This window comes from Micromonospora ureilytica (assembly GCF_015751765.1).
Lineage (GTDB): Bacteria > Actinomycetota > Actinomycetes > Mycobacteriales > Micromonosporaceae > Micromonospora > Micromonospora ureilytica.
On the sequence record NZ_JADOTX010000001.1, the window covers coordinates 4446085 to 4469340 of the forward strand.

At 70.2% G+C, this 23256-nt stretch carries 20 protein-coding genes, 1 tRNA gene and 1 other RNA gene; 8 read left to right on the top strand and 14 right to left on the bottom strand.

The features are described from left to right. Nucleotides 1–23: 23 nt before the first annotated feature. Together IW248_RS20035 and IW248_RS20040 are read right to left on the bottom strand one after the other, a co-directional pair. Nucleotides 24–1415 (bottom strand): class I adenylate-forming enzyme family protein, encoded by a 1392-nt coding sequence (locus IW248_RS20035; RefSeq protein ID WP_196928221.1) that lies wholly within the window; start codon nucleotides 1413–1415, stop codon nucleotides 24–26. Then, nucleotides 1405–2943 carry an NAD(P)-binding domain-containing protein gene (locus IW248_RS20040; RefSeq protein WP_196928222.1) on the bottom strand — a complete coding sequence of 513 codons (1539 nt, stop codon included), beginning with the start codon at nucleotides 2941–2943 and terminating at the stop codon, nucleotides 1405–1407. The genes IW248_RS20035 and IW248_RS20040 overlap by 11 nt, the downstream gene beginning before the upstream one ends. Nucleotides 2944–3006: 63 nt before the next feature. On the opposite strand from IW248_RS20040, the gene IW248_RS20045 reads away from it, so the two are divergent. From IW248_RS20045 to IW248_RS20075, 7 genes are all read left to right on the top strand, one after another. Then, nucleotides 3007–4521: an aromatic amino acid ammonia-lyase gene (locus IW248_RS20045; RefSeq protein ID WP_231396368.1), complete on the top strand. Its 1515-nt coding sequence runs from the start codon at nucleotides 3007–3009 to the stop codon at nucleotides 4519–4521. Next, nucleotides 4511–6076: an NAD(P)-binding domain-containing protein gene (locus IW248_RS20050; protein WP_196928223.1), complete on the top strand. Its 1566-nt coding sequence runs from the start codon at nucleotides 4511–4513 to the stop codon at nucleotides 6074–6076. Before IW248_RS20045 ends, IW248_RS20050 begins: the two co-directional genes overlap by 11 nt. Nucleotide 6077: 1 nt before the next feature. Next, the gene (locus IW248_RS20055) at nucleotides 6078–7067 is read left to right on the top strand and encodes an alpha-hydroxy acid oxidase (RefSeq protein ID WP_196928224.1); all 990 of its coding nucleotides are present in this window, start codon (nucleotides 6078–6080) and stop codon (nucleotides 7065–7067) included. Then, nucleotides 7064–8317 (top strand): cytochrome P450, encoded by a 1254-nt coding sequence (locus tag IW248_RS33740; RefSeq protein WP_196928225.1) that lies wholly within the window; start codon nucleotides 7064–7066, stop codon nucleotides 8315–8317. The genes IW248_RS20055 and IW248_RS33740 overlap by 4 nt, the downstream gene beginning before the upstream one ends. Then, nucleotides 8314–9573 (top strand): cation:proton antiporter, encoded by a 1260-nt coding sequence (locus IW248_RS20065; protein WP_196928226.1) that lies wholly within the window; start codon nucleotides 8314–8316, stop codon nucleotides 9571–9573. Before IW248_RS33740 ends, IW248_RS20065 begins: the two co-directional genes overlap by 4 nt. 64 nt (nucleotides 9574–9637) lie before the next feature. Beyond that, a complete protein-coding gene (locus tag IW248_RS20070) occupies nucleotides 9638–10294 on the top strand; it encodes a response regulator transcription factor (protein WP_196928227.1) in 657 nt (218 codons plus the stop codon). Then, a complete protein-coding gene (locus tag IW248_RS20075) occupies nucleotides 10291–11502 on the top strand; it encodes a sensor histidine kinase (RefSeq protein WP_307788091.1) in 1212 nt (403 codons plus the stop codon). Before IW248_RS20070 ends, IW248_RS20075 begins: the two co-directional genes overlap by 4 nt. 79 nt (nucleotides 11503–11581) lie before the next feature. Here the strand turns inward: IW248_RS20075 and IW248_RS20080 are convergent. Together IW248_RS20080 and IW248_RS20085 are read right to left on the bottom strand one after the other, a co-directional pair. Further along, nucleotides 11582–11654 (bottom strand) — tRNA-Ala (locus IW248_RS20080). Between the two features lie 88 nt (nucleotides 11655–11742). Then, nucleotides 11743–12333: a YqgE/AlgH family protein gene (locus IW248_RS20085; protein ID WP_112582369.1), complete on the bottom strand. Its 591-nt coding sequence runs from the start codon at nucleotides 12331–12333 to the stop codon at nucleotides 11743–11745. Between the two features lie 322 nt (nucleotides 12334–12655). Here IW248_RS20085 and mdlC point away from each other — a divergent pair, with 322 nt between their 5' ends. Next, nucleotides 12656–14251: a benzoylformate decarboxylase gene (mdlC, locus tag IW248_RS20090; protein WP_196928228.1), complete on the top strand. Its 1596-nt coding sequence runs from the start codon at nucleotides 12656–12658 to the stop codon at nucleotides 14249–14251. 6 nt (nucleotides 14252–14257) lie between these two features. Here mdlC and IW248_RS20095 read toward each other — a convergent pair whose 3' ends face one another. From IW248_RS20095 to pruA, 10 genes are all read right to left on the bottom strand, one after another. Further along, nucleotides 14258–15214, bottom strand: coding sequence for a hypothetical protein (locus IW248_RS20095; RefSeq protein WP_196928229.1), 957 nt, complete (start codon nucleotides 15212–15214; stop codon nucleotides 14258–14260). Between the two features lie 45 nt (nucleotides 15215–15259). Then, nucleotides 15260–15766 carry a hypothetical protein gene (locus tag IW248_RS20100; protein ID WP_231396369.1) on the bottom strand — a complete coding sequence of 169 codons (507 nt, stop codon included), beginning with the start codon at nucleotides 15764–15766 and terminating at the stop codon, nucleotides 15260–15262. A 151-nt stretch (nucleotides 15767–15917) separates the two neighbouring features. Continuing rightward, the gene (locus IW248_RS20105; protein ID WP_196928230.1) at nucleotides 15918–16595 is read right to left on the bottom strand and encodes a hypothetical protein; all 678 of its coding nucleotides are present in this window, start codon (nucleotides 16593–16595) and stop codon (nucleotides 15918–15920) included. 71 nt (nucleotides 16596–16666) lie between these two features. Then, nucleotides 16667–17042, bottom strand: a transfer-messenger RNA (tmRNA) gene (gene ssrA / locus IW248_RS20110). 104 nt (nucleotides 17043–17146) lie between these two features. After that, a complete protein-coding gene (gene smpB, locus IW248_RS20115; RefSeq protein WP_124821485.1) occupies nucleotides 17147–17626 on the bottom strand; it encodes an SsrA-binding protein SmpB in 480 nt (159 codons plus the stop codon). 148 nt (nucleotides 17627–17774) lie between these two features. Then, nucleotides 17775–18650 carry a permease-like cell division protein FtsX gene (ftsX, locus tag IW248_RS20120; protein ID WP_196928231.1) on the bottom strand — a complete coding sequence of 292 codons (876 nt, stop codon included), beginning with the start codon at nucleotides 18648–18650 and terminating at the stop codon, nucleotides 17775–17777. A gap of 67 nt (nucleotides 18651–18717) precedes the next feature. Beyond that, nucleotides 18718–19398: a cell division ATP-binding protein FtsE gene (gene ftsE, locus IW248_RS20125; protein WP_030331491.1), complete on the bottom strand. Its 681-nt coding sequence runs from the start codon at nucleotides 19396–19398 to the stop codon at nucleotides 18718–18720. 118 nt (nucleotides 19399–19516) lie between these two features. Beyond that, complete coding sequence (prfB, locus tag IW248_RS20130) at nucleotides 19517–20638, bottom strand: peptide chain release factor 2 (RefSeq protein ID WP_196928232.1); 1122 nt, start codon at nucleotides 20636–20638, stop codon at nucleotides 19517–19519. 64 nt (nucleotides 20639–20702) lie between these two features. After that, nucleotides 20703–21218: a PadR family transcriptional regulator gene (locus tag IW248_RS20135; protein WP_091393967.1), complete on the bottom strand. Its 516-nt coding sequence runs from the start codon at nucleotides 21216–21218 to the stop codon at nucleotides 20703–20705. Nucleotides 21219–21395: 177 nt separating this feature from the next. Then, nucleotides 21396–23024 (bottom strand): L-glutamate gamma-semialdehyde dehydrogenase, encoded by a 1629-nt coding sequence (pruA, locus tag IW248_RS20140; protein ID WP_196928233.1) that lies wholly within the window; start codon nucleotides 23022–23024, stop codon nucleotides 21396–21398. Nucleotides 23025–23256: the final 232 nt, after the last annotated feature.

Sequence of the window (23256 nt, forward strand, 5' to 3'; positions counted from 1 at the left end):
AGGGCGGTTGGCATGTGCGCCCGTCACATCTCGTCATCGGGTCGTGGGAGTTGGCTCTTGTCCGGTTTGCCGCTGGGCCCGAGCGGGACTCGGTCGATGACCGTGACGGTTCGCGGCACCGCGAGGTCGTTCACCTGTGCGGCCACGAGCGCACGCAGCACGTCCGGATCGGGTGTTCTCCCGGCCACCGGCACCACGTAGGCGTGCACGGCCTCGCCGGTCATCTCGTCCGGACCCCCGACGACGTACGCCTCGGCGACCGCGGCATCGGCGGCGAGCGCCCGTTCCACCGGCCCGGCGTGGACCATCTGTGCGTTGACGATGATCACGTCCCGCGCCCGGCCGAGCAGCCGCAGGTATCCGTCGGCGTCCAGCTCCCCCAGGTCACGGGTACGCACCCAGCCGTCCACGAACACCTCGGCCGATTCGTCCGGATCCTGCCAGTACGAGGATGCCTGCGTGGGTGTGCGGACATAGATCTCCCCGTCGCGAACGGAGACGTCCACGGCCGGACGACCGACAGTGCCGAGCGTGGCCGTGTCGGTAAGCATCTCGGCGGGGGTCACCATGGAGATCATCGACGTTTCGGTCTGCCCGTAGCCGTGGAAGAGCACCGGGCCCAGCACGTCGAGCGCCTCCGCCAGCCGGCCCGGCGCGAGTGGCGATCCGGAGACCATCAGCGCCCGCAGGTGACGCAGGTCCACCGGGTTGGCGCGCTGGTCCCTGATCAACTGGTGCAGCTTGCCGACGGTGGTCACGCTCGCCGTGGCCCGGTGTTCGACAAGGGCATCCGGGAAGACCGGGCGGGGCGCCACGACCAGGGTGCCGCCTGCCGCGAGGGCGAGGATGCCGTACTCCAGCATCACCTGACTGGCCAGCGAGCCGAAGACCAGGTAGCGCTGCATCCGGGTGGCCAGTTCGGCGATGGCCGGGGGCCAACGCTCCGGGTACGGGACCCAGGCCGCCGACATCGCCGCATAGGTCTGCACCACACCCTTCGGCGTCCCCGTACTGCCACTGGTCCAGGTGATCCGCGCGGGATCCTCGGCCCGTCCGGCCGCGACGAGGGGCATCCCGTCGTCGGGGTGCTCGGCGAGCGCGGCCAGTTGAGCCGAGTCGACGACGAGGGAGCCGGACAGCTGTGCCGGGCTCAGGTCGGCACGCCACCCGGACACCCGGGCCCCGACGGCGAAGGCGGCAATCGTGGCGGCGAAGGCGGGGGCGGTGACCGGCAGGTCGAGCGTGACGCCCACTCCGGGCCCCGCGCCGGACGAGCGCAGCCCGGCCATGATGCGCCGGATCAGACCCGCCATCACCGAAGCGGTCGTGACGATCGGCCCGTCCTCGAAGACCGGCCGGTCCCCGCCGGCTGCCAGGAGGTCGAGGACGGGCTGCGGCCAGACGTCAGCGGGCATCGGCGAGGACGCCCTTGACGAAGACCTCGAGGGGCTGCCGATGCACCGTCGGCAGGTCCCAGTTGTTCTCCAGGTTCTCCGCCAGGTGGTGCGCGGCGACGACCTGCCCGTCGCGCAGCACCCGGACCACGGGGTGGAGATAGCTGGCGTCGTGCGCGGCGGTCGCGTCGTTCTCGGCCGGACGCGACACGGTGATGTCGAACGGGTCGACCTGGTCGTGGTCGGGGCCGTACTCCAGGGTGACCAGGAACGCGAACACGTCCGGCTCCGCGTCCCGCAGATAGGCGACCGGCACCTCCTCGCGGTAGCGGGCGGCGTCGCCCTCGACGGTGACGACATCGCCGAGCACCGAGAACTGCTGCCACAGCGCGGAACTCACGTTGACCCGGGCGATTATCGAATCGGCGATCGCCTCGGGCGTCGGGGGGATCTGCCGGGACGGCCAGGGCTGCCCGTGGTGCCGCTCGCGGAGGATGTGGTGCAGTGCGCGGGTGGCATAGCGGAAGCCGTGGATGAAGCCGTTCGTGGACTTCTTGAAATCACGCTGCTGGCTGAGGGTGCCGGCGAAGTAGAGACCTGGGACGTTCACCGACTCGAAGGCCGGCGTCTGCGCCGGGAACCGATCCTTGATGACCAGCTCCGGTCGGGCCGACTCGGCGAAGATGGACGCGTCGAAGCGGAATCCGGTGCAGAGGATGACCCGGTCGTACTCAAGCTCGCGCAGATTCTCGACTGTCCGGGCGTACCGGAAAAGCACCCGGAATCCGCCGCCCTCCCGCTGGCTGATCTGCTCCACCGTGCCGTCCAGGACGGCGTTCTGTGACTTGAGCTGATAGGTGTCCAGGAAGTTGTTGTTCACCGCGCGCAGGTGCCCGACGTAATGGGTCTGCCAGGCCAGCCTGATGGAGTGCGGCCCGGCGACGTGAATCGTGGCGGCGGTCTCGACGAGCGCGTCCGCGGTCTCGAAGGCCGAGTTGCCCTTACCGATGATCAGCACGCGCTGATTGACGAAATCGGTGGGGTCCACGCTGACGGTGTCGTAGCGCTCGGCCAGGTCCGCGCCCTCGATCGGCGGCTGGTAGAGCTGGGAGACGCCGGTGGCGACGACGACTCTCCGGGCCGTCCAGCTGTGGTCGCCGGCCCGCACTGTGAACACGTCGTCGGTCTTCGACACCGAGGTCACGCGGGTGTCGTAAACGACGTTCAGACCCCGCGCGAAGTCGGCGAGATAACGCACGAGATCCTCGGCGGCGGGAAAATAGCGCGTGCTGTAGTACTTGAAGAGCATCCCCGGATCGTCGGTCAGCAACGAGTTCCAGTCCGACCGTAGATTGAACTCCGGATCGGTCGACCCGGTCCACACCTTGTTGATCGAGATCAGCTTGCGATGCCGGGGATAGGTCTCGAAGAATGTGCCCGCCTGTGGGCCGCCCTCCAGCACCACGTAGTCGTGACCGTCGCGCTCGAGCAGGGTCGCGAGCTGCAGGCCTGCCGGCCCGGCTCCAATGATCAGGCAATCGTGCGTCATGCGCCGCAATTTACTGACGCAATTTCAGAGCGCTCTGAGAAATTGCCTCTAGCATCCGCTCCCATGACGATTAAGGTGGATTTGGCAGCGCCGCTGCGCCTCGCCGACCTGCGCGTCGCGGCAGGCCCGGTCACTGTCGTGTTCGGCGATGAGGTGCGGGCCCGCGTGGCGACCGGCCGCACGTTCCTCGGCAAGGCACTCGGCGACGACCGGGCGATCTACGGTGCCACCACCGGCTTCGGGGCGCTCGTCGGCTACGCGGGCCGGGCCGACCAGCGCGACCAGGCCGACAACACCCTCGCCCACCTCGGCGCGGGCCAGGGCCCGGACCTCGCCCCGGATGTCGTGCGCGCGACGCTGCTGGTGCGCGCCTGGTCCCTGGCCCGGGGCGCGTCGGGGGTCTCGCCGCACGTGATCGACGCGCTCGCGGCCATGCTCGGTACGACGTTCACGCCGGCGATGCCCCGATTCGGCTCGGTGGGAGCCAGCGGTGACCTGATCCCGCTCGGTGCCGCCGCCCAGGCGCTGCGCGGTCGCGGGCACGCCTACGTCGACGGCGTCCGGATGCCCGCCGCGGATGCCTTGACGAAGGCATGCCTGGAGCCGCTGCCGCTCGACGGCCGGGACGCACTCGCGCTTGTCAACGGCACGTCGCTCACCACTGCGGCGCTGGGCCTCGCCCTGGACCGGGTCCGCACCTCACACCGCGTGGTGCAGACGCTCACCTGCCTGCTCGCCGACCTGCTCGGCTGCGATCCGCAGTTCCTCGATCCGGCCCTCCTCGCCGCCTACGGTCACCCGGGCGCCATCGAGGTCGGCCACGCGATGCGGGCGGCCTCCGCCGGCCTGCGAGAGTCCGGCACGAGACCGTTGCAGGAGCCCTACAGCATCCGCTGCGCGCCGCAGTTGCTCGGCGCGGCCGAGGACGCCCTGCGCTATGTCGACGGCGTCGTGGCGGCGGACCTCGGCGGGGTGAGCGACAACCCGCTGTTCTTCCCGGCCGACGACAAGGTCGTGCACGGCGGCAACTTCTTCGGCCAACCCGCCGCGTTCGCCGCCGACGTCCTGACCATGGTGATCGCCCAGGTCGGCAACCTCGCCGAGCGCCAACTCGACCTGCTCGTGGATCCCGGGCGCAACGGCGGACTGCCGCCGATGCTCGCGGCGGGACCAGGTCAGCAGCACGGGTTGCAGGGTGTCCAGCTCGCGTCGACCGCGCTCATCGCCGAGATCAGGCGCGACTCCGTGCCCGCAAGCCTGCAGAGCCTCCCCACCAACCTGCACAACCAGGACGTGATCCCGCTCGGCACGCAGGCCGCTCTCCGCGCCCTGGACCAGGCGGAGCTGCTGCGCCTGATCACCGGTTCCCTCGGGCTCGGGCTGCGCCAGGCGGTGCACGTCGGGGCGCGCCGGCCCACGGCGGTGGGCTGTGACCGCACCCTTCGGGCCCTGGAGGAGATCGCACCGATCGACCCGGACCGGCCGCTCGACTCCGACGTGCGAAGAACAGCCGACATTCTGGAAGAGCTTGAAATCTCTCTGATTTCCCACTCGTACGGTGAGCGCCGTGACGCTTGATTACCTGATCATCGGGGCCGGTCCGGCCGGTCTTCAACTCGCCGCCCTGCTCGATGCCGAGGGCAAGGGTGACTATCTGGTGTTGGAGAGTGCCGACGGGCCGGGGGCGTTCTTCGCCACCTATCCGCGGCACCGCCAACTCATCTCGATCAACAAACCGCACACGGGCACTGACGATCCCGAGCTGAATCTGCGGCTCGACTGGAACTCCCTGCTCACCGACGACCCGGCGCTGCTGTTCACGAAGTACACCGAGCGGTACTTCCCCGACGCCGACGTCATGGTGCGATACCTCGCGGACTTCGCGGCGAAGACCGGCGTCAAGGTCAGTTACGACACCCGGGTGACCCGGGTGTCCAAGCACGACGACGTGTTCACGGTCGAGGCAGGTGACCGGCGCTGGGAGGCCCGCGCGGTGATCGTCGCCACCGGCGTGTCGAAGACCTACCAGCCGGACATTCCAGGATTCGAGCTGGCCGAGGGGTACGACGTGATGAGCGTCGAGCCACGTGACTACCTCGACCAGAAGGTGCTCATCATCGGCAAGGGCAACTCCGCCTTCGAGACTGCCGAGAACCTCATGGAGACCACGACGCTGATCCACCTCGCGGGGCCCAGCTCGGTCCGGATGGCGTGGCGCACCCACTACGTCGGGCACCTGCGCGCGGTGAACAACAACTTCCTGGACACCTATCAGCTCAAGTCCGCGAACGCGATCCTCGACGGCACCATCAAGAGCATCGAGCGCGACGGCACGGGCTACAAGGTCACGTTCAGCTTCTCGCGGGCGAACGAGGTCGTGAAGGAACTGCATTACGACCGGGTGCTGGCGTGCACGGGATTCCGTTTCGACGACTCGATCTTCGACTCCTCGGCCCGGCCACAGCTCGCCATCAGGGACCGATTCCCGGCACAGACCGAGGCGTGGGAGTCGGTGAACGTCCCGGGGCTGTTCTTCGCCGGGACGATCTCCCAGGAACGCGACTTCAAGAAGTCCACGAGTGGTTTCGTGCACGGTTTCCGCTACGCCGTACGCGCGTTGCACCGGATCCTCTCCCGCCGCTACGACGCCAGGGAGTGGCCGTCCGACAAGCTCGCCGCCGAGCCGGCGGCCCTGACCGCGGCCGTCATCGAGCGGGTCAACCGCACCTCGGCCCTGTGGCAGCAGTTCGGGTTCCTCGCCGACGTGCTCACCGTCGCCGGATCCGAGGCCCGCTACCACGAGGAGGTGCCGGTGGACTACTTCGTGTCGACCGGGCTCCGCACCGCCGAGCACGACTACGACCAGGCGTTCGTGATCACTCTCGAGTACGGCCCCGACCACGACCAGGTCGACCCGTTCGACATCACCGTGACCCGGGTGGCCCAGGACGTCGTGGGGCAGGCGCACGACGCGGCGTACCTGCACCCGGTCGTCCGTTACCACCGCGAGGGCCAACTGGTCAGCACGCACCACCTCGCCGAGAACCTGGAGAACCAGTGGGACCGGCCGGAGGTCCACGTGCGGCCGCTGCGGGAGTTCCTGGGCCGCTGCCTCTCCGACGCCGAGGGCTGACATGGACCCGGTTCACCAGGACTTCTTCGAGGGTGGGGCCGGGCGGGAGCGCACCCTGGCCGCCAACGAGCGGGCCTTCGAGCGACGGTGGATCGTGCCGCGTGTGCTGCGGGCGACCGGCGAGCGGGACCTGGAAGTCACGGTGGCCGGAACGTCGCTCGCCGCGCCGGTCCTGGTCGCCCCGACGGCCTTCCATCGGCTCGCGCACCCGGACGGCGAGGCGGCTACCGCGCGGGGGGCCGCGGCGGCCGGCGCGGCGATGGTGGTGAGCATGGCCGCCACCCAGCCGGTCGAGGAGATCGCGGCGGCGGGCGGGACGCTGTGGTTCCAGCTGTACCCGCAACCCGACCTCGACTTCACCGAGTACGTGGTCAAGCGCGCCGAGTCGGCGGGCTGTCGGGCGCTCGTGGTGACAGTGGACTCCCCGGTGTTCGGACGGCGCGAGCGTGACCTGCGCAACGGCTTCACGGACCTGCCGCCCGGCTACGCCTGCGAGAACATGCGCGACGCGACGGGCCGGGTGCGCTCGATCGTGATGGACGCGACGGCAGGCTGGGACCGGATCGCGTGGCTGCGCGGCGTCACGGGACTACCGATCCTGCTCAAGGGCATCCTGCATCCCGCGGATGCCCGCCTCGCCGTCGAGCACGGCGCCGCCGGCGTGATCGTGTCCAACCACGGTGGACGACAGCTCGACGGGGTGATTCCGACGCTCGACGCGCTGCCCGCAGTCGTGGCGGCCGTGGATGGGCAGATCCCGGTGCTGCTCGACGGGGGTGTGCGCTGCGGCACCGACGTGGTGATCGCGCTGGCGCTGGGGGCGGGGGCGGTGCTGGTGGGGCGCCCGGTGGTGCGGGCGCTCGCGACGGGCGGTGCGGTGGGCGTACGGGAAGCTCTCGAACGATTCACCACCGAGCTGGATCAGGCCCTCGCCCTGGCCGGGGCGCGGCGGCCGGCCGATCTGACGCCCGACCAGGTGGCGACCCGGTGAAGGCAGTTGTCGCCCTCCGGGAGTGGATCTTCGAACGTGTCAACGGGACCGAGGGCATACCCGTCCCCGGGCCGCTGGTGGGGCCGGAGGACTTCCTTCGGGTCTACAGCGACCCGGCCGCCGACGGGCGCAGCCGCGGGGCCGGCCTGTCGGACCTCTTCTGGTACTGGCTCGCGCCCGGTCCGCAGATGCACCAGGAGCACCTTGAGCCCGGCGAGCGGTACAGGACCGTCGCGCGGACGACCCGACAGGTGCTCGCCGTCCCGCACGCGCGCTCCGACGAGTTGGCGACGGCCGCGACCCGGCGGATCCTCGACGCGCTCCCGGCCGGTCGGGTCAGCCACGTGCGGCTCCGTGACCTGATGATGCCGATCTGGGCCGAGGTCTCGTACGAGCTGGTGTTCGACGCGCCCTGCCCGCGTGCGGTCCGCGATCTCGTAGTGGCGAACGCGGACGACGTGGTTACCGCCCTCAAGGGGATGGGTCTGCGGCACATGTCCCGGCGGGCTCGCCTGACCCGCTACCTGTTGGAGCGGATCGAGGCGGGGACGTGCCCGGTCGTGCTGCCGCCACCCTTCACCGCACTGGAGACAGCCTGGTACCTCCAGGGCGCGTTCTTCAACACGGCTGTGGTGCAGATGTCGGAGGCCATGGCGCACATCCTGCTGTGCGCCGGGTCCGTCACGGACACGTCGGACGGGTCGCTCGACCGGATCATCGACGAGACGCTGCGGGTCTACCCGCTCTTCGGCATCGCGCACCGGATCACCTCCGGCCCCATCACGGTCGGCGATCACGTCCTGCCCACCGGATCCGTGCTCCTCTTCAACTATCGGGCCCATCAGCGCACCGGTCCCGCCGCGGACGACGAGTTCAACCCGGACCGCTGGCTGTCGTTGCGCCGGCAGGACGCCCACTTCATCCCGTACGGCGTAACCGCCAACCGGGCCTGCCCGGCGCGCGGCTCGGCCCCCGTCCAACTCCGTGCGGCGACCCGGGAGGTGCTGCGGCGTTTCTCGGTCAGCTCGTCGGCAGCGCACACCCGCTCGCTGCCGAGTCGCGGTCCGGCGTACCTGACGCCCCGGGGTCTCCCCGGTCCCAGCCGCAACCGGCTCATCCTCATGCGGCAGCGCGACCGGATCTTCGATGTGGGGCGCTCGGTCACGCAGCTGGTCTGCGGCACCTGGATGGTCGTCGACGCCCGGCGACAGAAGTTGTGCACCCATTTCTTCGAGGAGGCCAGCGCGTGACCCCCAGCGAACTCGCCCCGCGGTTCTTCATCGCGGTCGCGGTCATTCTGCTCTTCTGCAAGCTGGTCTCCTGGCTCCTGGGCAAGGTGGGCCAGCCTCCCGTCGTGAGCGAGATGCTCGCCGGGGTGCTGCTCGGCCCGTCGCTGCTCGGCCTGCTCTGGCCGGGCGCCCAGGCCGCGCTCTTCCCCGCGCCGCTGCTGCCGATCCTGTACGTGGTCGGCCAGGTCGGCCTGGTGCTGTTCATGTTCCAGGCCGGGTACGCCTTCACCTCCCACCGGGTGACCGGGCTCGCGGGCACGGCGGGAGCGGTGTCGCTCGCGGGTGTCGCCGCTCCACTGGTGCTGGGGATCCTGCTGGTCCTGGGCATGGCGGGCTTCGTCCCGATCCGCGCAGACGGCGTGTCGCTCGGTGTGTCCGCGGCGTTCGTCGGTGTGGCGCTGGCGATCACGGCCTTCCCGATGCTCGCCCGGATCATCACCGAGCGCGGCCATACCGGCACCCGCCATGGTTTGCTCGCCCTGGCCAGCGGCGCGATCGACGACATGGTCGCGTGGATCATGCTGGCCGCGGTGCTGGCGTTCGCCTCGGGCTCGGTCGGCCCGGCGCTGGTCTGCGTGGGTGGTGCGCTGCTGTTCGGGGCGGCGCTGTGGCTGGGTGGGCGGCGGGTGACCGGCTTCGTCATCGGGCTACCGGGCGATCGCGCGCGGCTGCTGGGCACCGTGGCGCTGCTCTTCCTGGTCGCCTGGTACACCGACGAGATCGGGCTCTACGCGGTCTTCGGCGCCTTCGCGGTCGGCGTGGTGATGCCGCGCTCGGAGAAGACCGACAAGGTGGTCGACACGCTGACGCCGATCGCCGCGACGGTGTTCCTGCCGCTGTTCTTCACCTACTCCGGGCTGCGCACCGAGTTCGCGCTGCTGGGCAACCTGGCCGTACTCGGCTTCGCCGCCGCGTGCGTGGCCGTGGCGATCGTCGGCAAGTTCGGTGCCTGCTGGGCCGCGGCCCGGATGCGCGGCGAGCCGAACGGCGTCGCGCTGCGCGTCGGCGCTCTCATGAACGCCCGGGGCCTGATGCAGCTGATCGCCCTGAACGTGGGACTGGAGGCGGGCATCGTGAACCCGTCGCTCTTCACGGTGCTGGTGGTGGTCGCGCTCGTCACGACACTCATGACGACGCCGCTGCTCACCTGGATCGAGCGACGCGAGGCACGCGCTCCCGCTTCTACACCGTCGCTCGTGCCCGCCGGAACCCCGTAGCATGTTTGTTTGAGGAGACAAGTTTCACAGACATTAACGTTTATCGATCTGTCACCATCGCTGTATGACTCGACTCCTGCTCGTCGAGGACGACTCGGAGCTGCGCGGCATGGTGGCCGAGACACTCACCGGCGAGGGATACGTCGTCGACCAGGCCCCCGACGGCCAGCGCGGCCTGCACCTGGGGCTCACCCGGCCGTACGACGTCATGGTGATCGACCGACGCCTACCCGCCCTCGACGGGCTGGACCTGGTCATCCGCCTGCGTTCCCGTGCGGTGCTCGCCCGGGCACTGCTGCTGACCGCGCTCGGCACCGTCGAGGACCGGGTCGCCGGCCTCGACGCGGGCGCCGACGACTACCTGACGAAGCCCTTCGACCTGGACGAGTTGAGCGCCCGCATCCGGGCACTCTGCCGCCGGACCAGCGAGTCCGCCGAGGTGCTGCGGCTCGGATCGGGCCAGCTCGACCTCTCCGTGCGCGACGCCGTCCTGCCCGACGGCACCCGGATCGCCCTGTCCGCACGCGAGTTCGAGCTGCTGCGGGTCCTCGCGGCCCGGCCGCGCACCGTCCACTCCCGCTCCGAGCTGCGCAGCCGGGTCTTCGACGAGGCGGGCGCGGCGTCCCTGGTCGACACGTACGTCTACTACCTGCGCCGCAAGCTCGGCCGCTCGGTGATCCGGACCGTGCACGGCCTCGGCTACCGGCTGGGAACCCTGTGAGCTTCGAGGACACCATGCTGCGCCGGGCCAGGGCGCGGGTCAGTCTGCTCGTCGGGCTCACCATGACGGCGCTGCTCGCCCTGGGCGCCGCCATCTCCTATGCCGCGCTGCTGCGTTACCAGCACGAACAAATCGAACGAGAGCTCAACTACGGCGCGGTCCACGGCACCATCGCAGGCCCGCCGGGCTGCAGCTGGATCATCCTGTACGACGGCAGCCGCACCGACTCGGGCCGGAACCCGCCCCCTGCGGGCTTCCCACTACGGTCCGCCATCGACGCGGTGGCCCTCGACCGTCAGGTCCGCAGCGACAAGGTCGAACGCAACGGCACGACCTATTACGTCCGCACCCAGCCCCGCGGCACCGGGGTCGTGCAAGCGGTGTTCGACGCCCGTTTCCAGCTCGCCGACCGACGTCACCTACTCGCCGCCTTCTTCCTCGCCGCGATTGTCGGCCTCGCCGCGGCGGTGCTCACGGGCATCACCGTGGGCCGCCGAGCCGTGGCGCCGCTCGCCGAGGCGCTCGGCCGGCAACGCCGCTTCGTCGCCGACGCCAGCCACGAGTTGCGCACCCCCATCGCCCAGGTCCACACCCGCGCCCAGATCCTGGCCCGCCGCGCCGGTGCCGACCACGCCGACTACGACCGTTTGATCGATACCACCCGCCGCCTCGGCGAGATCGTCGACGAACTCCTGCTCTCCGCCCGCCTCGCCGCCACCCCGGCTGATCGGCACCCCTCCGAGCCCGTCAACCTGACCCTCCTCGCCACCCAAGCCGTCGACTGCGAGGCCGACCGTGCCGCCGAGCAGGGCGTCCAGCTGCACCTGTCGGTCCCGGACACTCCGATCCTCGTCCCCGGCATCGCCTCGGCCCTACGCCGCATGGTCGGCGAACTGCTCGCCAACGCCCTCACTCACACCCCGACCGGCGGCCGTATCGACGTCGCCCTGCGCACCTCCCGCCGCGGTGCGGACCTGGTGGTCACGGACAGCGGAGCTGGCTTCGACCCCGCCGACGCGGAACACCTCTTCGACCGCTTCCACCGCGGCGCCGGGGCCAAGGACCGGCGCTTCGGTCTGGGGCTGGCTCTCCTGCGCGAGGTGGTGACCAGCCACGGCGGGACGATCTCCACCGACAGCCGGCCCGGCGCCGGGGCGACCTTCACCGTCCGGTTACCGACGATTCCGCCACGGGCCTCCGCGGGCTGACTCCGACGGACGGATGCCCCGACAAGGAGGAAAGCGAACGCCCTGGCCGGGTATCCCCGACCAGGGCGTTTCTCAAGGGTGGAGCCGAGGGGACTCGAACCCCTGACCCCCACACTGCCAGTGTGGTGCGCTACCAGCTGCGCCACGGCCCCTTGCTGTTGTCCCGGTCTCCCGGGCACTGGGAAACTATACACAGACCGGCCCGCATGGTCATCTCGCGGGGTGCCCCGCCGGGCCGGGTCAGTTGAGCGCCACGTCCGGCGGGAAGTGCGCCACGGCGGCCATCATCCCGCCCTGCCGGCGAAGCACCATCGGCCACAGGTCGTCGGGCCGGTCGACGAAGGCGTCCCCGGGCAGCCCGTCCAGCACGAACCAGGAGCCGTCGGCGATCTCCTGCTCCAACTGGCCGCTGCCCCAACCGGAGTAGCCGGCGAAGACACGGATGCCGCCGATGCTCTCCCGCAGCCGCTCCGGGTCGACCGAGAGGTCGATCGTGCCGACCGCCCCGGAAACCTGGTGGAAGCCCTTCACCCGGCGCATCGGGTGCCGCATCCGGGCGAGGCAGATGGCCGAGTCGGGCTGCACCGGACCGCCCTCGAAGAGCACCGCCGGGTGGCGGGCCAGGTCGCTCCAGTCACCGAGCACCTCGGCCACCGGCACCTCGGTGGCCCGGTTCAGCACCACGCCGAGCGCGCCGCCCGGCTCGTGGGCGACCAGCAGCACCACCGTACGGTCGAAGTTCGGGTCCTTGAGCGCCGGAGTCGCGACCAGCAGCCGCCCGGTCATCGACTCCATCGCTCGTCCGCCGATCGCCTGGCCCTCTCCCTGCATGCCACACACCCGTCAACCGTGAGCCCGGACCGGGGGCCGGTCATCGACCGGATCCGCCCGGCGCATCGGGTTCAGCCACGCTGTCAACGCCATGCCTGGCACCATAGCCTGCGTCCTGGGTGCTGGCTAAGGTCTGACCGGCGGGTGATCAGACAGTTAAGACGAAGGGCCGTTGCACCCGACGACACACCTCCCGGTGATCGACGGATCGGGAGCACCGACGGCCGAGAAACGCCCGAAAGGTCCGTCACATCCCGATAGATTCGGCTGATCGGGAGGGCGACCGCGGTCGCCCCTGCCCGCGACACGGAGGCGGGTGGCGATGGCAACTGTCCGGGACGCGACGTACGACGTGCTCCGCACCCTCGGTATGACCACTGTCTTCGGCAACCCCGGCTCCACCGAGGAGCCGTTCCTCCAGGACTTCCCCGCCGACTTCCACTACGTCCACGCGTTGCACGAGGCGTCGGCCGTCGCGATGGCCGACGGCTACGCCCAGGCCACCGGACTGCCCGCCCACGTCAACCTGCATACCGCCCCGGGCACCGGCAACGGCATGGGCAACCTGGTCACCGCCTGGCACAACAAGACCCCGCTGATCGTCACCGCCGGCCAGCAGACCCGGGAGATGCTGCTCCTCGAACCCCGGCTGGCCAGCCGCCGACCCACCGAGCTTCCGCAGCCCTACGTGAAGTGGGCCTACGAGCCGGTCCGGGCGCAGGACATCCCCGCGGCGATGCTGCGGGCGTACGCGACGGCGGTGCAGCCACCGGCCGGACCGGTCTTCCTCTCCCTACCGATGGACGACTGGGACCAGCCAGCCGACCCGCCGCCCGCGCCCCGAACGGTGGCCACCCGTTTCGCACCGGACCCTGAGCGGTTGGACGAGTTCGTTCGGGTGCTGGCCGGCAGCCGCAACCCGGTGCTCGTGTACGGGCCGGGGGTGGACCGCTCCGCGAGCTGGTCGACCGCGGTCGCGCTGGCCGAGCGGCTCGCCGCGCCGGTCTGGTCGGCCCCCGCCCCCGAGCGGGCCGTGTTCCCGGAGGACCACCCGCACTTCCGCGGCGTGCTGCCGTACGCGATCGGTCCGCTCGCCGAGGCGTTGCGCGGGCACGACACTGTGCTTGTCGTCGGCGCACCAGTGTTCCGCTACTACCCGTACGTGCCGGGTGGGCACCTGCCCGACGGCGCCCGGCTGCTGCACGTCACGGACGACCCGGACGAGGCCGCGCGAGCCCCGGTCGGTGACAGTCTGCTCAGCGACCCGGGGCTGGCCCTGGCCGCGCTTGTCGAACGGGTGCCGCCGAGCGACCGGCCACCACCCACGCGGCGGGACGCGCCGCCACCGCCGGAGGTAGGCACCCCACCGAGCGCCGACGCCCTGTTCGCGGCGCTGGCCGCGCACTGGCCGACCGACGGCGTACTGGTCCAGGAGTCACCATCCAATCTGTCCGCGCTGCGTCGTCAGCTGCGGATCACCCGCCCGGCGTCGTACTTCACGATGGCCAGCGGCGGCCTCGGCTACGGCCTGCCGGCGGCGATCGGGATCGCACTGGCCGAGCGGGACACCGGGCGTGGCCGCCCGGTGGTGGCGGTGATCGGTGACGGCTCCTTCCACTACTCGGTGCAGGCACTCTGGACGGCCGCGCGCCTGGCACTGCCGGTGGTGGTCGTGGTCCCGGTCAACCAGCAGTACGCGATCCTCAAGGCGTTCGCCGAGCTGAAGCACACTCCCGGGGTGCCCGGCCTGGACCTGCCGGGGTTGGACATCGTGGCGATCGCGGCCGGTTACGGCTGTGCCACGGAGGTGGTGGAGACCCCCGATCAGCTCGGCGCGGCGGTCGCCGCCGGGTTGCGCGCCGACCGTCCCACTGTGTTGCCGGTGCCGATCAGCACCGACGTGCCCAGCATCCTCTGAACCGGGTCAGCGCCCTCTGATCGACAGCGGGGCACCGGTGAAGACGTCCAGCACCGGCCGGGCACCCAGCGGCGCCGCGAGGGTGACGGTGACCGGCTCCAGTTTCAGCACGGCAATGCACTCGCCGGTGGCCCGGGTGACGCCACCACCGACCACCACGACGTCCGGCCGTTCCCACACCAACGGCGTGATCCCGGTGTCACAGGCGCCGACGCCGAGCCGCACGGTCAGCCGGGCGCCGTCGACCGCTGCCATGTCCTGGGCCGCCACCAATCCGTCCGGCAGCGGCCGGGCCGGCGCGGTGGGCTCGGGTACGGGGGTGACCGCCGTCGGCGCGACGGCGAGCCGGGCCACCGGCGTGGCCAGCTCCTTGACGGTGAACAGCCAGGCCGGAACCTGCGCCACACCGCGGCTCGTGCGGACCGGCACGGCGCCGAACGTCACAGCGGTGACGGTGAGCGGGAGACAGGCGGTCTGCGTGCTGCTCGTGGCCCACCCGTCGGGCCCTGGTTCGACTGTGGGACCGCCGGGGGTGGGCCGGCCGGGCCGCTTCGGCCGCCCAGGGCAGGGCAGTGGATCACCCTGGTCGAGCTGCCGGTACGCCTCGGCGGCGCTGACCAACGGCAGCGTCAGCCGCCCGTCCGGGAAGTGGATCTCGCCGCCCACCCGGGTGGGCGGTATCCCGACCTGCGCGCTGTACCACCCGGCCCGGAAGGCCGCCTCGGTGTCGGGGGTGAAGCCCGGGTCACCGGTGAGCACTGTCGGACCCTCCAACGGCACGTAGCCCGTGCGCCAGTCGGGACCGGGCCGCCACGCCTCGGCCACCTGAGCCGCCCGCTGGTCGAACGCTTCCGCGCCGGGCGTGGGGCCGCCGGGCGCGGGGCTACGCGGACCGTCGGCCGGGCCGGCACAGCCCGCGCCGAACAGAAACGGGAGTACGAGCAACAGGGCCGATCGACGCATGTACGGTTCGACGCCTCCGCCGACCGGCCGGTTCCCGACCCGGGTTCAGGTTTCGCCACCCAGATCCGTCTGGTACGCCTCCCAGAGCAGGTCGGCGCCACGCCGCCGATGCCGGGCCAACCTCCGCAGCAGGTGCCCGGCCCGATGCCGCAGTTCGTCGGGGGGCGCCTCGGACCGCTCGGCGATCTGCTGGACCGCCAGGATCGCGGCGACGATCGCCGCGTGCTCCCGGGTCAGCAGCCGCACGCCGTGGTCCAGTCGCGGCGACTGGGTGAGCAACTCCCGGTAGAGGCCGCTGGGTCCTTCGGTGACCCGGACGTGCTCGGCGAAGCCCTGGCGCACCGGACGCAGCCGAAGGAGGACGTCTTCGCGCCAGCGCGGCCCGGTGGTGACGGAGACGGCCCGGCCGAGGGCGTGCACGTCACCGGCGAGGCCGGCCGGGCGCGGCTCGCCGGGTAGACCGATGGAGTGTGGGTCGGCGGGGAGCCCCGCCGGATGCGCGACGCGTGGTCGGGCGACGACTGACGGCTGCTGGACCGGACCGGTGACCATGGCACCTCCCGCGCGGCGCTGCTACCCCATACCGCGATGGTGAGCCTGCCCGGCCCGCCCTGTCCAGGGTCCTGGATCGCCTCATCTGCCCCGTTGCACCCACTGACCCCACCAGCCGCACTGATCCGGCCCAGGACGCCGTGCAGCCGCGTCAGTCGGTCGACGGGCGCTCCGCCATGCGGTGCAGGTGGTCGACCACGGCGTGCGCGTCACCGTCCCGCCCGTCGCCCGGTCGAGCCGTCGTGATCGCCTCGGCCAGCGCCCGCAGCTCGGACGGCGGCAGGCTGGGCAGCCCCATGCCGCGCAGTGGGATGGTGACTCCCCGCGTACTCCCCGGGTCGGTCACGAGGATTGCCCGCACCTGCGGTCCACCGGCCGGACCATCGTCGTCCGCCTCGCGGTATGACACCGCGCCCGACTCGACCCGGGCGGTGGCGAGGTCGACGGTGCGGGTGCGCAGCGCACCGCGTACGCGCACTCGGCTGCCGTCCAGCCAGGCTGCCGTACGGAGCACCCGCAGCACCAGGTAGAGGCCGAGCAGGACGAAGGGCAGGCCGCACAGGCCGATGAACGGGCTGGGACCGGGCTGGTTCGGGTCAGCGGAGTCCCGTAGCCCGGACGGCAGCAACCCCGGTGGCAGGTCGCGAGCCTCCTCATAGGAGGCGAACGCGTCGCCCGGGCCGGTCAGCCGGCGCAGCAGCCCGTCGGCGAAGAGCGGCAACGCCACGAATGCCGCGCCGACGGCCGCGAGGAGGACGCCCGCCACCACCGCCGCGACGCGCTGGCCGGGCGACGCGCCGACCGACAGGCGTAGCTCCTGGTTGGTCACAGGGGGCAGCGTAAGACCCTCCCGACACAACGAAGCGCCCCGGCTGGTGGGCCGGGGCGCTTCGTTCGAGGTGGTGGAGGTGCCGGGAATCGAACCCGGGTCCTTCGCCGGTTTGTCAGGGCTTCTCCGAGCGCAGCTCGCTGTGCCTCTACTCGGCCCCACCGCTCACGCGAGCAAGTTGGTGTGACGGGCCCAGTCGCTGATTAATCTCGCCGCACGGACCCCGCGACCGGGTCCGGTTGGCCAGCCTCCTAGCTGATGCCGGCTACTGGGACGAAGGCGTTCCCAGACCGACAGACTTAGCTACTCGCCTCAGGCGGCGAGAGCGAAGTCAGCGCGATTGTTATTGGCGCTTATAAAGTTCCGACGACCGATTCTCGAGACGACGTCGGCTTCCTCGGCTCGCTTCCCCTGTCGCTGCGTACGAAGTCGAAACCAGTCACCCCCTCGACAGACCGCCGATGTGGCGGCACTGACAAGACTAACGCCTGGCGCAACAGCTTTCATCCCGAGCCCCGGGCCGACACACCGACCCGGACAAACAGGATGAACTAGTCGTCCATCCCCTTGCCTCGTCGACCGGAAACCCGGGCGATCTCCCGGTCCGCATCGCGCTTGGCGAGGTCCTGACGCTTGTCGTACGACTTCTTGCCCTTGGCCAGGGCGATCTCGACCTTGGCCCAGCCGTCCGAGAAGTAGACCTGCAACGGGACGATTGTGAAACCGCCCTCACGGGTCTTGCCGAGGAGCTTGTCGATCTCGACCCGGTTGAGCAGCAGCTTGCGGGTACGCCGGGGCTCGTGGTTGGTCCAGGTGCCCTGGGTGTACTCCGGGATGTGCATCGAGTGCAGGTACAACTCGCCGTCACGTTCCTGCGCGAACGCGTCGACAAGCGACGCCCGCCCGGCCCGCAGCGACTTGACCTCGGTGCCGGTCAGCGCCATGCCCGCCTCGTACGTGTCGAGGATGGCGTAGTCGTGGCGCGCCTTCTTGTTGGAGGCGACCACCTTGCGCCCCTTTTCCCGTGGCATCGGTGCCACCCCCTCTCCTTCGTCCGCGGCCGGGTTCACCCCGGCCGGACAACCGATCATGCTACCCGAATGACAAGGACCCTCCCGCGCCGTTTATTTCCGGCTGCGGGAGGGTCCCCGGGCGACGACGGGACGACCCGTACGGTGCCTAGACCCGCAGGTAGAAGCGCAGGGTGATCCAGGCGGTGCCCGCGCTGACCAGACCACCGACGCCAGCCATCAACGGGAAGATGAACAGGATGTCGCCCCAGGTGATCGGCGAGAGAAGACCTTCCAGAGCGCTCAACGCCCCGTCGAAGAGCAGATACTTCGCCGCGACCAGGGCGGCCAGACCCAGCAGCGAACCGATCAGGCCGGCCACCACGGCCTCCAGCACGAACGGCGCCTGGATGAACCAGTTGGACGCGCCGACCAGCTTCATGACGGCCACCTCACGCCGCTTGCTGTACGCGGCCACCTGGATGGTGTTCGCGACAAGCAGCAGGGCGGCGACCGCCATCACGACGGCGGCGGCCAGGGCGATGTTCTGGATCGCGGTGAGGATGTTGAAGATCTTGTCGAGCAGTCGACTCTGGTCGACGATCTCCTCGACACCCTCGGTGTCCTTGTACTGGTCGTAGATGTTCTTGTACTGCTCCGGGTTGTTCAGTGTGAGCCGGAACGACTCGGGCAGCTGGTCCGGCTTGACGGCGTTGACCAGGTCCGGCGCGTCCTGGTACATCGCCTTGAAGCGCTCGTACGCCTGGGCCTTGTCGACGTAGATGACTTCCTTGACCAGGGGGTCGCTCTTCAGCTTGCCGTCCAGGTCGGTGCGCTGCTGCTCGCTCACCTCCTGCTTCATGAAGATCGAGACCTGGATGTTCTTGTAGTAGAGGTCCTTCATGTCGTCGACCTGGCGGTACATGAGACCGCTGGCGCCGAGCATGGTCAGCGAAACCGCCATCGTGATGATCATCGCGATGGACATGGTCACGTTGCGCCACAGTCCGACCAGTACCTCGGACAGGACGTATTTCAACCGCATCGGGATTTCCTCCGGGTCTCCGGCATGAGGTGTTCGTCGTCAGGCTGCGCAGGGGTGGAGCGCCGGCTCACCCGTAGACGCCGCGGGCCTGGTCACGCACGATGCGACCGCTCTCAATCTCAACGACGCGGCGGCGCATCTGGTTCACGATGTTGGAGTCGTGGGTGACCATCACGACGGTCGTGCCGGTGCGATTGATCCGGTCCAGCAGACGCATGATCTCGATCGAGGTGTCCGGGTCCAGGTTTCCGGTGGGCTCGTCCGCCAGCAGGATCAGCGGACGGTTCACGAACGCCCGGGCGACGGCGACCCGCTGCTGCTCACCACCGGACAGCTCGTGCGGGTAGCGGTGCTCCTTGCCACCGAGCCCGACCAGCTCCAGCACCTCCGGCACGACCCGGCGGGCAACCGCCTTCGTCTTGCCGATCACCTCGAGGGCGAACGCCACGTTCTCGTAGGCGGTGCGGTTGGGCAGCAGCCGGAAGTCCTGGAACACACAGCCGATCGAACGCCGGAAGTGGGGTCGCTTCCAGGAGCGCATCGACGTGACGTCCTTGCCGTTGACGACGACGCGCCCCTTGTTGGGGGCCACCTCGTGCAGCAGCATTTTGATGATCGTGGACTTGCCGGAGCCGGATGGACCGATGAAGAAGACGAACTCGCCCTTCTCGATCGAGACGGACACGTTGTCGAGCGAAGGCCGGGACGCCTTCGGGTACGTCTTCGTCACTTGCTCAAGCTGAATCACGGGTGGTGAGTCTACGCGGTGTAACAACTGAGCCAAGCCCCACGCCCCGCCGATCCGGCACGAGTCGTCGAATCAGGCTCCTACCTGGAGATCGACGACGCGCTCCGCCCGCGCGCCGTCACGCACCGTCGCCGGCGAGCTGCCGCTGCTTGCGCCAACGGATGCCCGCCTCGATGAAGCCGTCCAAATCGCCGTCGAAGACCGCGCTCGGATTGCCGGTCTCCTGCTCGGTTCGGAGATCCTTCACCATCTGATAGGGGTGCAGGACGTAGGAGCGCATCTGGTCGCCCCACGAGCCCGCCGCGTTCTCCTTGAGCCCTTCGAGCTTGGCCTGCTCCTCCTGGCGCTTACGCTCCAGCAGCCGGGCCTGGAGCACCCGCAGCGCGGAGGCCTTGTTCTGCAGTTGGGACTTCTCGTTCTGACAGGTCACCACGATGCCGGTCGGGACGTGCGTCAGCCGCACGGCCGAGTCGGTGGTGTTGACGCTCTGCCCACCCGGGCCGGAGGAGCGGTAGACGTCGACCCGTACCTCGTTCTCCGGGATGTCGATGTGGTCGGTCTGCTCGGTGACGGGCAGGACCTCGACGCCGGCGAAGCTGGTCTGCCGACGACCCTGGTTGTCGAACGGGCTGATCCGGACCAGCCGGTGCGTGCCCGACTCGACGCTGAGCGTGCCGTACGCGTACGGCACCTTGACCGCGAAGGTGGCCGACTTCAGGCCCGCCTCCTCGGCGTACGAGGTCTCGTAGACCTCGGTCGGGTAGCCGTGCCGCTCCGCCCAGCGCAGGTACATCCGCAGCAGCATCTCGGCGAAGTCCGCGGCGTCCACGCCACCGGCGCCGGCCCGGATGGCGACCAGCGCCTCCCGGGAGTCGTACTCGCCGGAGAGCAGGGTGCGGACCTCCATCTCCTGGATGGCCTTGGTCAACCCGGTGATCTCCGACTCGACCTCGGTCAACACACCCGGGTCGGCCTCAGCCTCGGCCAGCTCGAGCAGCACCTGGGCGTCGTCGAGGCCGGAACGCAGGCTGCCCAGCTTGCTGATCTCGCCGTTGACGTACGACAGCTGCGAGGTCACCTGCTGGGCCTTGGCCTGGTCGTCCCACAGGTCGGGGGCGGAGGCCTCCTGCTCAAGGCGGGCCTTGTCCTCGTGGAGACGGTCGATGTTGAGGACGGCCTCGATGTTTCGCAGGGTCGCGTCGAGTTCCTTGAGCTGTTCGGCGTAATCGGCAGCGGTCACGACAGATAAGCGTACTGTGCCGCAGCCTGCTCAGCTCGGTCCGTGTCCGTGGACCCGCTGATCGTCACCCGACGGGGGCGGACTTCAACCACGACAGGGCCGCCCGGTGGTAGGCGACGGCGAACTCCAGCGCGCTGGCGTCGTACGTCTCGCCGTCCCGTTTGGCGTTCTTCACCTGCTCCCGGACCTGGGCGAGGGCCTCGGTGTGGTATTCGTTCGCCGAGGCGTACAGGCCCTTCAGCTGGCTGGCGGAGTGCAGGTTGCCAAAGGCCATCCGCAGCGCTATCGGGTTGCGGATGGTGTCCCGCCCCGGGTTCTCCGCGAGCCAGCGGGAAAACGTCCGTTTTCCGCTGGCGGTGAGTGCGTACGGCTGGCTCATGCGCGGGCCCGGCTTGCCGAGCCGCACAAAACCCCGCTCAGCCAGCACCGGCAACTCGCGGTACACCTGACTGCGGGTCATCGACCAGTACGGCGCCAGACGGCGCTCAGCGGCGGCCATCAACTGACCGCCTGTCATCGGGCCCTCGTGGAGGAGGCCGAGCAGGGCCGCCGCCGTAGGGTTGACTCCGGAATCCGCCATGCCCACTACGCTGCCACTTTGCGCACCCGGCGTCCAGGATTTGCCGGTTTGCCACCCAACAGGACTTCCTAAGTGCACTGTCGGCGACAGACTGTCCGTTGAGGACTATCGATGGATAGGGTCATTCCGGGCGTCCGCCGGCGGCGCCACGCGGCGCCGCCGGCGGGTCGTCGCCGGTCAGCCCATGTGGGGGTACGTGTGGTCGGTCGGCGGCACGAAGGTCTCCTTGATCGTCCGCGGGGAGACCCAGCGGACCAGGTTGAGCCAGGAGCCGGCCTTGTCGTTGGTGCCGCTGGCGCGGGCGCCACCGAAGGGCTGCTGCCCGACCACCGCGCCGGTCGGCTTGTCGTTGATGTAGAAGTTGCCGGCCGCGTACCGCATACGCTCGCCGACCGACTCGACGACCCGGCGGTCGGTGGCGAACACCGAGCCGGTCAGCGCGTACGGGGCGATCGACTCCGCCTGAGCGACCACCTCGTCGAAACGGGCGTCGTCGAACACGTGCACGCCCAGGATCGGCCCGAAGTATTCGGTGGTGAAGGTCTCGTGGGCGGCGTCGCCGCACTCGAAGAGCGTCGGTCGCACGAAGTAGCCGACCGAGTCGTCGGCGGTGCCACCGGCCAGCACCCGGCAGCTGTCGTCACCGGCGATCAGCTCCAGCGCGGCGGTGTGCCGGGCGAACGCCTTGTCGTCGATCACGGCGCCACCGAAGTTGCCGAAGTCGGTCACGTCACCGTAGGTCAGCGAGTCCGCGGTGGCGGCCAGCCGGTCACGCAGCCCACCCTCCCAGATCGAGCGCGGCACGTACGCCCGCGAGGCCGCCGAGCACTTCTGGCCCTGGTACTCGTACGCGCCACGGATCAGCGCGGTGTGCAGAGCGTCCACGTCGGCACTGGTGTGCGCGACGACGAAGTCCTTGCCGCCGGTCTCGCCGACCAGGCGCGGGTAGCCACGGTAACGGGAGATGTTGTCGCCCACGGTCCGCCACAACTGCTGGAAGACCTTTGTCGAACCGGTGAAGTGGATGCCGGCCAGATCCGGGTCGGCGAGCACCACGTCGGAGACCTCCTCGCCCCGGCCGGTGACCATGTTGATCACGCCGGGCGGCAGGCCGGCGGCCTCGAACAGCCGCATGGTGAAGTGCGCGGCGAACTGCTGGGTCGGGCCCGGCTTCCAGACCACCGTGTTGCCCAGCAGGGCCGGCGCCGACGGCAGGTTGCCGGCGATGGCGGTGAAGTTGAACGGGGTGACCGCGTAGACGAAGCCCTCCAGCGGGCGGTGGTCGAAGCGGTTCCACACGCCGGGCGAGGACGCCGGCTGCTCCTCGAGCAGGCGGCGCGCGAAGTGCACGTTGAACCGCAGGAAGTCGATGAACTCGCACGCCGCGTCGATCTCCGCCTGGATCGCGGTCTTCGACTGGCCGAGCATGGTGGCGGCGTTGAGGGTGTCGCGCCAGGGACCGGCGAGCAGCTCTGCGGCACGCAGGAAGATCGCGGCACGCTCCTCGAAGGGCAGGGCCCGCCACATCGGCGCGGCGTCCTTGGCCGCCCTGGTGGCGGCGCGCGCGTCGTCGTGGGTGGCGTGCGCGGTCACACCCAGCACGTGGGCGTGCTTGTGCGGCTGCACCACGTTGATCGGCTCACCGCCGGCCATCCGCTGCTCACCACCGATGGTCATCGGCAGGTCGATGCGCTCGGCGGCGAGCTCGGTCAGCCGCCGCTGGAGCCGGTCCCGGTCGGGGCTGCCCGGCTCGTAGTTGCGAACCGGCTCGTTGCGCGGCTCGGGAACGGAGAACACGGCATCCATCAAGGCTCCTGGCGATCTCGACAGCAGTGGCGAAACCGGACCCGCGGGCACCGACCGGATGGCCGGACACCGGACGCCGCACGGGAGGCCGAGCAGCGGCGGGACCTCCCGTGATTCTCCCACGACGGGCCGCGCGACCCACCTCGGCCACCGCCCTGCACCAAGGACCGCCCCACCCCTCCTCCCCTTACCGACCGGTCTCGATCCGTCCCACCGTCCCGGGGCGACAGGC

Coding starts and splice junctions, on each gene's coding strand:
- smpB (WP_124821485.1), bottom strand. CDS start 17,626: ATGCCACGGGAAAAGGGGCGCAAGGTGGTCGCCTCCAACAAGAAGGCG.
- IW248_RS20135 (WP_091393967.1), bottom strand. CDS start 21,218: ATGGCGGATTCCGGAGTCAACCCTACGGCGGCGGCCCTGCTCGGCCTC.
- IW248_RS20085 (WP_112582369.1), bottom strand. CDS start 12,333: ATGCAGGGAGAGGGCCAGGCGATCGGCGGACGAGCGATGGAGTCGATG.
- IW248_RS20100 (WP_231396369.1), bottom strand. CDS start 15,766: ATGGTCACCGGTCCGGTCCAGCAGCCGTCAGTCGTCGCCCGACCACGC.
- mdlC (WP_196928228.1), top strand. CDS start 12,656: ATGGCAACTGTCCGGGACGCGACGTACGACGTGCTCCGCACCCTCGGT.
- IW248_RS20035 (WP_196928221.1), bottom strand. CDS start 1,415: ATGCCCGCTGACGTCTGGCCGCAGCCCGTCCTCGACCTCCTGGCAGCC.
- IW248_RS20095 (WP_196928229.1), bottom strand. CDS start 15,214: ATGCGTCGATCGGCCCTGTTGCTCGTACTCCCGTTTCTGTTCGGCGCG.
- ftsX (WP_196928231.1), bottom strand. CDS start 18,650: ATGCGGTTGAAATACGTCCTGTCCGAGGTACTGGTCGGACTGTGGCGC.
- pruA (WP_196928233.1), bottom strand. CDS start 23,024: ATGGATGCCGTGTTCTCCGTTCCCGAGCCGCGCAACGAGCCGGTTCGC.
- IW248_RS20055 (WP_196928224.1), top strand. CDS start 6,078: ATGGACCCGGTTCACCAGGACTTCTTCGAGGGTGGGGCCGGGCGGGAG.
- IW248_RS20040 (WP_196928222.1), bottom strand. CDS start 2,943: ATGACGCACGATTGCCTGATCATTGGAGCCGGGCCGGCAGGCCTGCAG.
- IW248_RS20070 (WP_196928227.1), top strand. CDS start 9,638: ATGACTCGACTCCTGCTCGTCGAGGACGACTCGGAGCTGCGCGGCATG.
- IW248_RS20045 (WP_231396368.1), top strand. CDS start 3,007: ATGACGATTAAGGTGGATTTGGCAGCGCCGCTGCGCCTCGCCGACCTG.